Consider the following 12,648-nt stretch of genomic DNA (forward strand, 5'->3'; position numbering starts at 1 on the left):
GTGTCCGTCCACTGACAGTCTCCCTCGGTGGGGACAGGCGGCTGAGGGCGTGGCATTCCTTGACATGGATGCGTCACCTGTCGGGTGCGGCTGGGGCGTCGGGGCCACCGTTTTGCTCAGGGCGGCCCGCGTTCGGGCTCTCCCGGTCGGTGCTGTTCTGCGGGCGGGGGGAATCGCCTTGCTGGTAGATGTCGGGGATGCCATCGGCGTTCTCGTCTAGGGTCTCCTCCTCGTACAGCCGCCGGTACTTGTTGTTCCGCAGCTTCAGCAGCCCACATGCCAGCAGTGCGGAAGTCAGGGATCCGAGGAGGACGCCTGCCTTGATGCGCTCAAGGTCTGCAGGGTTCGGATAGGCGAGTTCACTGATCAGCAGCGAGACGGTGAAACCGATGCCGGCCAACATGGCCACGGCGATCACGTCCGGCCAGGCGAGGTCGGGGCTGAGTCGGGCCCGCGTGAAGCGTGCCGCGAGGTAGCAGCCGCCGAAGATACCCACAACCTTGCCGATGGCCAGGCCCAGTGCCACGCCCAGCGGTTCGGGTCGGCCGACGACGTCGCCCAGGGTGTCGCCGGATACGCTGACTCCGGCCGAGAACAGGGCGAACAGCGGAACGGCCACTCCGGCGGAGACCGGACGGACCAGGTGCGCGATCCGCTCGGCCGGACGTCGGCCTCTCTCTCCGTCCTTCGTCACCCTCAGCAGCAGCCCCATGGCGACTCCTGCCACGGTGGCATGTACGCCGCTGGCGTACGTCAGGCCCCAGATCACCAGTGCCAGCGGTAGGTACCAGTACCAGCCGTGCACCCGCCTTCGGTCGTGCAAGTGGAAGAACAGACCCAGCCCGAGTACGGCGCCGATGAGGGCCGCCAAGTTGATCGTGTGGGTGTAGAAGACGGCGATGACGACGATGGCACCGAGGTCGTCGACTACCGCCAGCGTGAGCAGGAAGGCGCGCAGCGCGGAGGGCAGATGGGTGTCGATCACCGCGAGTACGCCCAGCGCGAAGGCGATGTCGGTGGCCATGGGGACGGCCCAGCCGTTCCACGTTCCTCCCATGGACGTGGCGACGAGTCCGTAGAGCAGGGCCGGTACGGCCATGCCGCTTACCGCTGCGACGACGGGCAGTATCGCTGTTCCGGGGTGGCGCAGATCGCCGACCACCAGCTCACGTTTGAGTTCGGCGCCGGCGACGAAGAAGAAGATCGCCAGTAGCCCGTCGGCTGTCCAGTGGGTCACGGAGAGATCCAGCCCCAGTGCCTCAATGCCGAAGTGGAAGTCCCGCACCGACTCGTATGCGCCGCTCAGCGGTGTGTTGGCCCACACCAGCGCCACGGCAGCCGCAGCGAGCAGCACCATGCCACCGACGGTCTCCGTGCGCAGAGCGTCCGCCACGAACGTGCGCTCCGGCAGCGGGAGACGGCCGAGGAAGGTGCGGGTCTTGCGGTTGCCTCCGGGCATACAGCTGGCCTCTCGGTAATCCGGCAGAGAGTGATGGGATGCTTCCAGCCAGCAGGCTGCTCACGCCTGGCGGAGCCGTTCCAGCAGATGGGCGGCCGTGACGACGCCGAGCGCTCGGCCTGGGCCCCCGGCGCCCCCCTCGACAATGGCGATGAGGGGACTTCGGGTGCGAGTCATCAGTTCTGCGAGCTCGATGGCTGTGCAGTCGGGAGCGGCAGTGGGCAGGAATGGCCTTCCCACCGGGAGGCATTCGGCGACCTTCCGTCCCGCGAGCGCGTGATACAGGTGATCGGCATGCGGCTCGTCGATCACGTTGGCGAGCACGGGGTCTTCCTGCACGTAGCTGGGCACGAGGGCCCTGACCACGTCGGAAGCGGGCAGAATCGCGTAAGGCTGCCCAGCAGGGTCAACAACCAGCAGACCGGGCAGAGCGTGCTCGATGAACAGTCTCACCGCCTCTGCGGCATCGGCCTCCGTGCTGACTGACACGTATGGCTCTGCGAGGTCACGCGCACGCATGAGGGCTCGCCCCTTGGGAGTTCGCTTGGCTGTCACCTTTGCCCGGGCAGCGCTGCCCTGGTGCTCCCCCGGACCGTAGACCACGGTGCTGGGTGTATATGGATACCGCGGGAGCGAGGCCGTTCGGTGGGACGTGGTTGTCCTCGGCGGAGGGCGGCCTTGTGAAGATCGCCGTGAGGATCATGCCCACCACCGCCAGAATGGCGAGTGCCACCGCTGCCTTCACGCGCCAGTCGCCCCGTTCGCCGTCGCTGTTACGTTCGTCGGCCTCATCCTGAGCGCCTGGGAACTGGCAGTTCAGTGCGTCCATCAGCGATGTCAGCTCGGGGTCGTCCCGGGCGAGGCGTCGCTCGATCTCTGCGAGGATGCGCCGGTCGTCCATTGAGGGGTTCATACCGACCACCTGTGTCCTTGGGCTCTCCCCCCGCAGAGCGCACGACCGCTCGGCGGGGTCTCATGCCTATGAGGTGTGGGCTGGGCTCTGCGCTGCGTCGGGGGGCCGGAGCATGTCGACGAGGCGCAGGATCTCCATGGGCAGCGGGAAGATGAGGGTGGAGTTCCGGTCGCTGGAGATCTCCGACATCGTGGACAGGATCCGCAGGTGCAGTGCCGCGGGATGGCCCTCCAGCCGCACTGCGGCGTTCGCCAGTGTCTCGGCGGCCTCGAATTCGCCCTTGGCGTGGATGACCTTGGCGCGCCGGTCACGCTCGGACTCGGCCTGCCGGGCCATGGCCCTGCGCATGGTCTCGGGCAGCTCGACGTCCTTGACCTCCACCAGGGTTACCTTCACACCCCAGGGGTTAGTCACATCGTCGATGATCTGCTGGAGCCGCTGGTTGATCTCGTCCCTGTTGACCAGCAGCTCGTCGAGGTCTACTTGTCCGAGGATGCTGCGCAGCGTGGTCTGAGCGATCTGCGAGGTGCCCTTGATGTGGTCCTCAATTGCCACGACGGACCGGTTCGGGTCGACGACGTTGAAGTACGTCACGGCGTTGACTCGTACGGTGACGTTGTCCTTGGTGATCACATCTTGCGGTGGGATGTCCATGGTGATGGTCCGCAGGGAGACGCGGACCATGCGGTCGACGACGGGGATGATGAAGAACAGTCCCGGCCCTTTGGCGCCGATGATCCTTCCGAGACGGAAGATCACCCCGCGCTCGTACTCGGGCACGATCTTCACGGCGGCCATCAGTAGCAGGAGCAGGACGGCTGCGCCGACGATGATGCCGATCAGTCCTGAGTTCATGATCCATCTTCCTGTGGGTTGTGGCGGTCTTCCGGGGGCTCGGCGTTTTCGACGATCAGGCGCAGGCCGTCGCGATCGACGACGCGAATGTGCTGCCCTTCAGTGACGGGTGACTTACGGCCGAGGACGGTCCACCACGCGCCTTCGAGCAGGACCTGCCCCGTGCCGCCGTCGACACGACGCACCACGGCTTGGCGGCCCAGCAGTCCCTCGTGTCCGGTCGTCGCGGGAGCGCGGCGGGCACGCCACGCCAGCCGGCCGGCGAGTACCGAGCCCCCTCCGACCACTACGGCGGTGGGCCACAGCACGGCAGGGTCCACGCCGAGCTCACCGCGGAAGAGCAACACTCCAGCGAGTACGAGCGACACGGTTCCCCCGGCGGCGAAGATGCCGACACCGGGTGTGAGTACTTCTGCGACGAACAGGGCAGCGGCCAGCCCGAGGAGCAGCAGTCCTGCGACGTTGAAGGGCAGGACGCTGAGCGCGACGAACCCGAGGACGAGCAGGATCGCGCCCGTGATGCCGGCGAATCCCATGCCGGGGCCGGCAAGCTCGTAGATCACAGCCAGCGTGCCGATCGACAGAAAGAGGAACGCCAGCTCCGGGCTGGCCAGCAGTTGCCGCAGCTCGCCGAAGAAGCCCAGATGGTGCTCCACCACCCGCGCACCAGCCGTCTGCAGAACCACCTGGCGTTCTGCGTCCGCCGGACCGACGGTGACGCGGCGGCCGTCCAACTCGGTGAGCAAAGCATCACGCGACGGTGCCACCAGGTCGACCACGTCCGTTCGCAGGGCCTCCTGGTCTGACACCGCGGTGCCGTCGCGGACCATGTCCCGGGCGAAATCCGTGTTCCGCCCGCGCTGCTCCGCGATCGAGACCGCGAATGCGACCGCATCATTGATCACCTTGTCGCTCGCCTCCTCGCCCTGGCCGGACACCGGTGTCCCGGCGCCGATGTGGGTTCCGGGCGCCATGGCGGCGACGTGTGCGGACAGCGTGATGTAGGCGCCCGCAGACGCCGCACGTGCCCCGGACGGGGCGACGTACACGATGACCGGAATACCGGAGGCGAAGACGTCCTTGACGATCTCCCTGGTCGATTGCAGCAGCCCGCCCGGGGTGTCTGTCTCGACCAGCAAAGCAGCGTGCCGCTCCCGCTCGGCGATGCGCAGCCCTTCCTCAATGTGATCGGCGACCACAGGGGTGATGGTGCCCTCCACCCGCGTCAGCAGCACAGTCGACGACTGGGCCGCACTCATGGCGGGGGCGGCAAGAAGACAGCCCAGCGTCACAAGGAGGACCTGGATGACCCTCCGGACCAGTGAGCGGAGGCAGCTTCGGGGCACGGCGCGGTTCCCCTGTTCGCGTGGGTCCTGGTGGGCGTATTACTCACGGATTACCCGTGAGCGCAGGTCGGACGCCTGCCGAGGCCGGCAAAGGACGGCCGTCTCGCACCCACATAATTTGCCGTAGTGCGGCAAAATGGCACCATGCCGATGGGAAAGCGCAGCCCGGGTCCGCATGCAGCCACACCAGGTGCCACGGTGCCCGCACCAGATACCGCAGCCGCCGCAGAGAACAACCCCCCGACGGTGCATATGGACAGCCACCTGGAGCAGCTCGCCAGCATCTCGGTCAGTAGACAGCGGCTGCCTGATGAAGAGCTCGAAGGGCTGAGGCAGCTTGCAGCAGCTGCGGCCGGCCGGGGTATGGCCTTGCGCGTCCTGGTCGCCGAGTACCTTGCCTCGGCCTGCCGTGTCTGGACGGATCTGCCCGGTTCCCGTCAGGCTCAGAACCTGCAAGATCTGAAGGATGTGGCCTCCGCTCTCATCCGGGCGGTCAGCGATGCGGCGGTGGCACTGACCGAGGGCTACGAAACCGCTCACCGGGCAGCTGTCCGAGGCGAAGAGGCGACGCGGCGCGAATTCGTCGACGACCTCCTCGAAGGTCGCACCGATCTTGGCCGGTTGGCCGAGCGGGCCGAACGGTTCGGCCTCCGGCTGGTCGGCCCGCACAGTGTGGCCGTCGCGCGGGTCATGAACGCCCCCCTTGGGGCCGGCGATGACACCACCCGCTATGTCGAGGAAGCGTTGACCGCCCGGTTCAGTACGCGGAACGTACTGATCACCACCAAGGACGGCCTGCTGGTGTGCATATCCCCCGGCGCGGTGCCGGAGGTCCCTGAGTTCTTCGCCGACAAGGTACGCAACGCTGTCGGCGAGCAGTACCAGATCGCCATCAGCCGGCCCCGGCCCGGCCCCAGCGGCATCGTCCGCTCCTACCAGGAAGCACGCAGGTCCCTCGACCTCGCCGCCCTCCTCTGCCTGACCACCCCCATCGTGCGCGCCTCGGACCTGCTCGTCTTCCAGGTCCTCGGCAGGGACCGCGCAGCCATCACCGACCTCGTGGCCACAGTCCTCGGCGGCCTTGAGGAAGCACGAGGCGGGCCCAAGGCACTGTTGGAAACCCTGACCGCTTACTTCGCCAGCGGCTGCCTGAACACCACCACGGCGCGCCGACTCGGAGTGAGCGTGCGCACGGTCACCTACCGGCTCACTCGCATCCGGCAACTCACCGGCCACGACCCCACGGATCCCGACGAGCGATACATCTTGCAGACCGCCGCGCTCGGTGCTCGTCTTCTTGGCTGGCCGTCCCGTTCCCTCCAGCCCGCCGACTGATTCCCACCGCGCGAGAAGGGCGCAATCAAGGCCGCCATGGTGAGGCGTCCCCAGGGCTCTGACCCGGGCCACGGGAGATGTGTTCCGGGAAGGGCAGCGAAGCGCTATCAGCTGCTTCCGAGATACGGCCTCGACAAGTGACTTGAGTGAGCCTACCGGCAAGTACTCGATCCCCATGCCCCGCGACATCGCCGAAGCCGCCACGGCCCGCAGCGGTCCGTCCAGGCTGTCCGCCTACGTCGCCGTAGCCCGCCAGATCGAACGCGAAAACCTCAACGAACTCATCCAGGTCGCCGAGGCCGAACACGGACCCGTCACCGACGGGGAGATCCAGGCCCGGCCGATGCGGATGACGCGTCCGTGCACGCGGCGCAGGTAGGCGGTCCGGTGGATCACGTCCCGCACCGTGTCAGCTGGCCCGAGCGGAGGAGTTCGCGGCCACGCTGCACGAGCGTCTGGCGCCAGCACCCTCGCCCGTGGCGACGTCGTAAGCGGTCCTCACAAGCGGAGCAGGTCCGCATGCCCCCCGTGAACGGTGGCAGATACGCCGCTCCTCGTAGCGGAGCGGATGGGCGACGGGCTCGGCATGTGGTGGAGACCGCGCTGTCCGAGCCGTCGGGCAGACTCACCTAACTGATGGTTTTCAGAATGAGTTCTGCGAAATGCCCGTTACGTGTATGTCATCCGAGCCGATCATCAGGGGCACCCGTCACACAGGAGCGGGGGCGAGGCTGTGAGCGACGGGGGCCAGCAGGGCCGCCGGGCCCGGCCCATGAAGGGCCCCGCTGGTTTGCGGGGCCCTTCATGGGCCGACGCTCAGCGCGGTTCGATGGTGACCGTGGCGAGGCCCGATGCGAAAGCGGGGGCGCCCAGCTCGATGCCGACCCGCACGGTGCCCGGCTCGGCACCCTCGTCGACCTCCATCTCGGGGTAGACGACGGCCCACTTGCCCCGGGCCAGATCGAACCGGACGTCCTGGCAGGTCAGGGTGCGGTTGCCGTTGGACCGCTCGCCGACGCTCACGATCTCCTGCGTCTCGCCCTCCCGGGACATCGCCAGCTGGTCCTGGGTGAACCGCATGCCCTCTGGGGCGGTGAGCACGAGCCGCAGGGCACCGATGGTGCGCTGCCCCGTGTTGGTGATCGTGAACACCGCCGGGTACACCCACTGCTGGCCGGGCCGCACCCGGGCGTTCTCCGGCTGCGACTGGGTGACGCGGGCGGACAGCCCCGTCGTCGCGGCGATGACCTTGCCGACGAGCTGTACGGGCGTGCGCTTGCCGATGCTGGCCGAGCCGTCGCTCTTCAGGCCGGCCGTCGCGTCTTGCTGGGCGCGCATCGGGATGGTGTAGACGAGGCTGCCTGTGTCGCTGGCCGTGGTGTTCAGATGCGGGTTCGCGCGGATGATCAGGGTGCGCCCGGAGTCGTACACCTCATGGTCGAGAGGGCCGGAGACCACGCCGTCGACCGTGCCGTGGTAGGCGAAGACCGGCTGGCCGGTGAAGACGAAGCCGGTCGGGGCGGTGTAGCGCTGGATGATCACGCCGGGATTGACCGGCTGGCCGGTGGGCGCGAGGAAGCGCAGGTTGCAGCGGCTGGTCTGGCCGGGGGCGCTCTCGGGCACGACCTCCTGGAAGACCGTCAGCGCTGTCTCGTCGGCGACCGGTGCGGGCACGATGATCACGACCGGCAGGGTGAAGGTGTTGTCCTTGAGGTTGAGATCGCCGCCGTACTGGATCTCCAGGGTGGCCTCGTAGGTGCCCGGCTTGGTGGACTCGGGCGCCTTCACCCGGAAGACGCCGTCCAGGGAGGCGCTGAAGGGGACGAGCTGGGAGCCGGCGAAGGTGCGGGAGAGCCGGCGGTCGGTGCCGCCTGCGGCGTCGACCAGAACCAGACCGTAAGGCAGGTTCAGCACGACGGTGATCAGTTCGCCGTCGACCGTGGCGGGGCCGCGGCTCCTGATCCGCGCCCCGAGGTCGAATTCCTGGTCGCGCGGCACGGACGCCGGCGCGACGATCTCGCCGTACAGGTCGGCGATGGGCGGCGTCGGGGGCACGACGGCGGTGACGCCGTAGACCCGGCGGACGCGGTGGTTGTACCCGTCCCCGATGTACAGGCTCCCGGTGCCGTCCACCGATACCCCGTGGGGGTGGTAGACCCGGGTGCCGGCCGCAGGCCCACCGTCCGCGACGTAGCCGGCAGTGCCGGTGCCCGCCACGGTGGTGATGATCCCGCCGACCGTGACCTTGCGGACGCGGTGGTTGTTGGTGTCCGCGATGTAGAGGTTGCCCTCCTTGTCCACGGCCACACCGGCCGGGTAGTGGAGCCGGGTGGCGACGGCAGGGCCGCCGTCGGAGATGAACCCGGCCGTGCCGGTGCCAGCGACGGTGGTAATGATGCCGTTCGCGGTGACCTTGCGGACCCGGTGGTTGTAGCGGTCGGCGATGTAGAGGGCGCCCGCCGCGTCGACGGTCACTTCAAACGGGTGGTAGAGCGGGGTGGCGACGGCGGGGCCGCCGTCGGAGACGTACCCCGCGTTCCCGTTGCCTGCCACGGTGGTGATGTTGCCGTTGGTGGCCACCTTGCGGACCCGGTGGTTGTTGGTGTCGCCGATGTAGAGGTTGCCCTGCTCGTCGACCGCCACCGACCAGGGGTAGTTGAGCGGGGTGGCGACGGCGGGGCCGCCGTCCGAGATGTACCCCGAGTTCCCGTTGCCTGCCACGGTGGTGATGATGCCGTTGGGGGCGACCTTGCGGATGCGATGGTTGTGCCGGTCGGCGATGTAGAGGTTGCCCGCGGCGTCTACGGCCACCCCGGTCGGGTAGTGGAGCCGGGTGGCGACGGCAGGGCCGCCGTCGGAGATGAACCCGGCGTGCCCATTGCCCGCGACGGTGGTGACGGTCCCGTCGGGGGTGACCTTGCGGACCCGGTGGTTGTAGCAGTCGGCGACGTAGACGTTGCCGGCGCGGTCGATCGCCGTGCCGTGCGGGTAGTGGAGCTTGGTGCCGATCGCGGGGCCGCCGTCGGCGACGAAGCCCGCCTCGCCGTTGCCCGCCGCCGTGATGATCGTGCCGGCGGGGAAGGCCGCCGCCTGCGTGGAAGCACTCGTGGTCATCGCTGGTTCTCCTGTCCGAACATGGTGTGCCGCCGCGCACGGCGGCACACCGCCTCAGCCGGAAGTCATGGAACTCTTGCGCGAATTCGAAGCCGGACCCATGCACGATGCATGTCTTGTGTCGGGGAGAACCGATGAACGATCCGGCGGGACGTCGAGCCTAGCCGTCTCGACGTGGCAGATTTACCGCGCTCTTCGGACAAAGGTCCGGGCTTGGCGCACGGCCGGAAATCATCCGGCCCGCCACCTCGGAGAGCCGTCCCCAGCGGGTTTCCGTCCGCCGTCACCGCACCGTCCCGCTGCGGAAAATCGCCGCATGCACGTTTCTGCAAACGGCCCGATCGACGCTCTTGCCCCAGATCGATGCGTGGTGCAGTCGGCCCCGCGAGGTCGGCAAGGTAATACGATGCCGATCCAGCGCAGCGGAATTCGGGGTGGACCAAGCGCTTTGACACAGTTTCACGCCACGGTTTCGCCGGCTCGCAGCCGAGCATCCGCTGATTCGGGAATCAATCATTCCGGTAAATGGGGGCGGTCATGAATCTCGTAAGGAACGGCGGCTTCTCCGAGTACACGTTCAGGCAAGGGGCCCAGTGGGGGACCGGAAACCGTGGCGTGATGGCCGCCGGCCGCCACAACGGTGATCAGTTCCTCAGCCTGGCCGACTGGACCTGGGGGAAGTACACCGGGAACGGAAAGGCCGAGTATCCGGCGGAAGCGCAGGACGCCGTCGATCTCATCAACGGTGCCGCGGACGGGCACTTCCCGGAGGACGGGGACCACCCGTTCGCCAACACCGAGAACTTCCTCGACCTGAACGGCAACAGCACACTCGGCTTCATCGAACAGACCGTCCCGGTCACCGGCGGCCAGGCCTACGAGCTGTCCTTCTACCACGGCTACAACATCTGGCCCGGACACGACATCGGCCGCCCCACGTATCTGCGGGTCGAGGTCGAGACCGACGGCCGGCCGCTGCTGAGCGAGGACTACGTCCAGTACTACTCCGGCAAGGGCGGCAAGGCGTCCCACAGCGACGACCGGATCAACGACCCCGCCTGGCGCAAGCGCCGGCTCTCCTTCCGGGTGCCCGAGGGCCGGCAGCAGGTGACGGTACGGTTCGCCAACCCCGGCAGGGCCGGGCTCCACCCCGACCTGGGCGCCAACGCCGACGGCCACAGCGGCATGCAGCTCGCGCATGTCCGGCTGGACGGCTCCGGCGGCGGCAGCACCCTGCTCACCGTCGCGCAGCGCAAACCGGAGCAGACGAAGGTCAGGCAGGGGCAGATCTGGCAGTTCCCGGTCGTGCTCACCCTGACCAACGCCGGCAACCGCCGGATCGGGACGCACCGGGTGGTCTTCACGGCTCCCGAGGGGCTCTACTTCATGGAGGACCGGCTCGTGATGACCCGTCAGGAGGACGATCCGACGGAGACCCCGGTCGCGGCCGAGCGCTCGAACGGCAACCGCACCCTCACCTGCCCGGCCTTCCCGCTGGAGCTCGCGCCCGGCAAGTGGGCGTCCGTGTACCCGGCGATGGGCGTGGACCACGACGCCACCCCGGGGACCGTGACGGTCGCCTTCGAGGCGGGCAGCCCCGTCTTCGCGACCGGGCACGCCACGGTCACCATCCTGCCCCGCACCGGCGCCTGACCGGCCGGCTCGTGCGACGCATCAGGCACGTGGCCCGTATCGCCCTGGCCGTCGCCCGCATGGCCCTCGCCCGCCCGGGCCCGAGCCGCATCCGCCCCCGTCCCGCCGGGCCCGGGCCCGGGGCGGCGCCCGGGTCCAGGACCGGCGGGCGGCCGTCGCAGATCGTGGCGCTCATACCCGCGCACAACGAGGCCGAGCGCATCGCCGCGTCCATCGCGGCGCTGCGCCGGCAGCACCGGCCTCCCGACCGCGTCGTGGTGGTCGCCGACAACTGCACCGACGCGACCGCTGGCATCGCCCTCCGCGCGGGCGCGGAGGTCATCGTCTCCGAGAACAACCGGCACAAGAAGGCCGGTGCCCTCAACCAGGCCCTCGACCGGGCCCTGCCCAGGCTGTCCGACGAGGACCTGGTGCTCGTGCAGGACGCCGACACCACCCTGTGGCCGACGTTCCTCTCCAGCGCGACCGAGGCGATGGAAGGGAACGCCGCCGCGGTGGGCGCGGTCGGCGCCGTCGGCGGGATCTTCTACGGCGAGCCCGGCGGCGGCCTGCTCGGCGCGCTCCAGCGCATCGAGTTCCACCGCTACGCAAGAGAGATCGCCCGCCGGCGTTTTCGCGCCGATGTGCTCACCGGCACCGCCACGCTCTTCCGGGTGACCACGCTGCGCGAGGTCAAGGAGGCCCGGCTCGCCGGCCGTATCGGCGGCGGGGCGTCGTACTACTCGCTCGCCTCGCTCACCGAGGACGACGAGATGACCAAGGCCGTCCGCACCCTCGGTTATCGCACGGTCTCGCCGCCGGGGTGCGGTGTGGTCACCGAAGTCATGACGTCCATTCCTAAACTCTGGCACCAGCGGCTCCGCTGGCAACGCGGGGCCCTGGAGAATTTACGTCATTACGGCTGGACGCGGGTCACCGCGCCGTACATCGTCCGCCAGTCGTTCATGGGCCTCTCGGTGGTTTTCCTCAGCCTCTATCTGGTGTTCACCGCGTGGATGCTCGCCAGAGGACGGCCACAATTCTCGCGTTTCTGGATGGCCGTCGGGATGGTATTCGTCACCGAGAAAGTGGTGACGGCGCGCGGCGCCGGCCGGCGGGCCCAGATACTCGCCGGCAGCCTTGTCGTGGAACTCGCGTACGACATGTTCCAGCACGCCGTTTACGTACGTTCCCTGTGGGACATGGCCCGGCGCCGGGAAGAGCGCTGGTGCGCCACGTGAACGCACGGCCGGGAAAGGAGATCCGTGTACGGAGGAATTCCGGTGGCCGGTGTTCTGGGGATCGGGGGGTCGTCCGCGCTCGCGGCGCGGCGGGACGGATTCCAGGCACTCGCCACCGTGGTCGCCGCGACCACCCTGCTCATGGCCGGGGTGTCCCTGAGCAAGCTCGTGCCTCGTCGCCGGCCCGCGCCGTACTGTCCGCCCGGAGCCGTGCTGTCCGCCCGGAGCCGGGCCGACGCCGCAGGACCTCTTGAGGACGCCGGTGAAGGTGCCGTAGGGCCGGACCTTCAGGCCTGCGGCTGCGAGATGTTGACCATCCAGGCGATGCCGAACCGGTCCACGCACATCCCGAATTCGTCGCCCCACATCTGCGTCTCCATCGGCACGGTCACGGTTCCGCCGTCTAAGAGGTCGTTTTCATCTTGAGCGTCATCTCTTAGGGCGGTTTGCGCTTCTCGATGAGGTGTTGCTGGTGGGGCTGTAGTTGTGGTTATGCGTGGTGAGGCCAGTGGTGTGTCAGATGGGGCGAGATCCTGCTTGCGCCTGTCTCATTCCAGGACGCCAGATCTGTCCCGTGCTTCGACACGGCGGGTTGCGCGCCTGGGCGCACGCCCCCAGCTGGCGGTACGCCCAGTTCATGACGGAACGACGTGCGTATCCAAGTGACCTGTCCGATGCGCGCTGGGAGTTGATCGAGCCGGTGCTGTCCGCATGGCGCTTCGAACGCCGCGGTCGGGCCCTGGACTTCGGCCG

Annotated in this window: 10 protein-coding genes and 2 pseudogenes; 5 read left to right on the forward strand and 7 right to left on the reverse strand. The window is 68.4% G+C overall.

What is annotated here, in order from left to right; translation table 11 throughout:
* Nucleotides 1-73: 73 nt before the first annotated feature.
* From nhaA to G412_RS0128190, 5 genes are all read right to left on the reverse strand, one after another.
* Nucleotides 74-1,459, reverse strand: a complete 1,386-nt coding sequence (gene nhaA, locus G412_RS36350; RefSeq protein ID WP_078607460.1) for a Na+/H+ antiporter NhaA — start codon at nt 1,457-1,459, stop codon at nt 74-76.
* A gap of 60 nt (nt 1,460-1,519) precedes the next feature.
* Nucleotides 1,520-1,978, reverse strand: a complete 459-nt coding sequence (locus tag G412_RS0128175; protein WP_028814992.1) for a CBS domain-containing protein — start codon at nt 1,976-1,978, stop codon at nt 1,520-1,522.
* The gene (locus G412_RS37435) at nt 1,965-2,360 is read right to left on the reverse strand and encodes a DUF3040 domain-containing protein (RefSeq protein ID WP_051338659.1); all 396 of its coding nucleotides are present in this window, start codon (nt 2,358-2,360) and stop codon (nt 1,965-1,967) included. The genes G412_RS0128175 and G412_RS37435 overlap by 14 nt, the downstream gene beginning before the upstream one ends.
* 78 nt (nt 2,361-2,438) lie before the next feature.
* Nucleotides 2,439-3,227, reverse strand: coding sequence for a slipin family protein (locus tag G412_RS0128185; RefSeq protein ID WP_028814993.1), 789 nt, complete (start codon nt 3,225-3,227; stop codon nt 2,439-2,441).
* On the reverse strand, nt 3,224-4,462 hold the full coding sequence (locus tag G412_RS0128190) for an NfeD family protein (RefSeq protein ID WP_244283255.1): 1,239 nt from the start codon (nt 4,460-4,462) through the stop codon (nt 3,224-3,226). Before G412_RS0128190 ends, G412_RS0128185 begins: the two co-directional genes overlap by 4 nt.
* A 255-nt stretch (nt 4,463-4,717) precedes the next feature.
* On the opposite strand from G412_RS0128190, the gene G412_RS0128195 reads away from it, so the two are divergent.
* Entirely contained in the window at nt 4,718-5,908 is a 1,191-nt protein-coding gene (locus G412_RS0128195; RefSeq protein ID WP_078607464.1) for a PucR family transcriptional regulator, read from the forward strand.
* 142 nt (nt 5,909-6,050) lie between these two features.
* Nucleotides 6,051-6,287: a hypothetical protein gene (locus tag G412_RS0128200; RefSeq protein WP_028814996.1), complete on the forward strand. Its 237-nt coding sequence runs from the start codon at nt 6,051-6,053 to the stop codon at nt 6,285-6,287.
* A 437-nt stretch (nt 6,288-6,724) separates the two neighbouring features.
* Here G412_RS0128200 and G412_RS38615 read toward each other — a convergent pair whose 3' ends face one another.
* Complete coding sequence (locus G412_RS38615) at nt 6,725-9,022, reverse strand: NHL repeat-containing protein (protein ID WP_078607463.1); 2,298 nt, start codon at nt 9,020-9,022, stop codon at nt 6,725-6,727.
* Between the two features lie 537 nt (nt 9,023-9,559).
* On the opposite strand from G412_RS38615, the gene G412_RS0128210 reads away from it, so the two are divergent.
* Together G412_RS0128210 and G412_RS0128215 are read left to right on the forward strand one after the other, a co-directional pair.
* Nucleotides 9,560-10,675 carry a hypothetical protein gene (locus G412_RS0128210; protein ID WP_157839178.1) on the forward strand — a complete coding sequence of 372 codons (1,116 nt, stop codon included), beginning with the start codon at nt 9,560-9,562 and terminating at the stop codon, nt 10,673-10,675.
* Nucleotides 10,676-10,686: 11 nt separating this feature from the next.
* Nucleotides 10,687-11,895, forward strand: a complete 1,209-nt coding sequence (locus G412_RS0128215) for a glycosyltransferase family 2 protein (protein ID WP_244283257.1) — start codon at nt 10,687-10,689, stop codon at nt 11,893-11,895.
* A gap of 287 nt (nt 11,896-12,182) precedes the next feature.
* Here G412_RS0128215 and G412_RS39865 read toward each other — a convergent pair.
* Nucleotides 12,183-12,302, reverse strand: a pseudogene (locus G412_RS39865) (VOC family protein); the annotation flags it as partial.
* Between the two features lie 230 nt (nt 12,303-12,532).
* Here G412_RS39865 and G412_RS39400 point away from each other — a divergent pair.
* Nucleotides 12,533-12,648: pseudogene (locus tag G412_RS39400) on the forward strand (IS5 family transposase); the annotation flags it as partial.

Source organism: Streptomyces flavidovirens DSM 40150, assembly GCF_000429085.1.
In the GTDB taxonomy this organism is placed as follows: Bacteria; Actinomycetota; Actinomycetes; order Streptomycetales; family Streptomycetaceae; genus Streptomyces; species Streptomyces flavidovirens.

Excerpts from the sequence above, each read along its gene's own strand:
- G412_RS0128210 (WP_157839178.1), top strand. The coding sequence starts at position 9,560 with ATGAATCTCGTAAGGAACGGCGGCTTCTCCGAGTACACGTTCAGGCAA.
- G412_RS0128175 (WP_028814992.1), bottom strand. The coding sequence starts at position 1,978 with ATGCGTGCGCGTGACCTCGCAGAGCCATACGTGTCAGTCAGCACGGAG.
- G412_RS0128195 (WP_078607464.1), top strand. The coding sequence starts at position 4,718 with ATGCCGATGGGAAAGCGCAGCCCGGGTCCGCATGCAGCCACACCAGGT.
- G412_RS0128185 (WP_028814993.1), bottom strand. The coding sequence starts at position 3,227 with ATGAACTCAGGACTGATCGGCATCATCGTCGGCGCAGCCGTCCTGCTC.
- nhaA (WP_078607460.1), bottom strand. The coding sequence starts at position 1,459 with ATGCCCGGAGGCAACCGCAAGACCCGCACCTTCCTCGGCCGTCTCCCG.
- G412_RS37435 (WP_051338659.1), bottom strand. The coding sequence starts at position 2,360 with ATGGACGACCGGCGCATCCTCGCAGAGATCGAGCGACGCCTCGCCCGG.
- G412_RS38615 (WP_078607463.1), bottom strand. The coding sequence starts at position 9,022 with ATGACCACGAGTGCTTCCACGCAGGCGGCGGCCTTCCCCGCCGGCACG.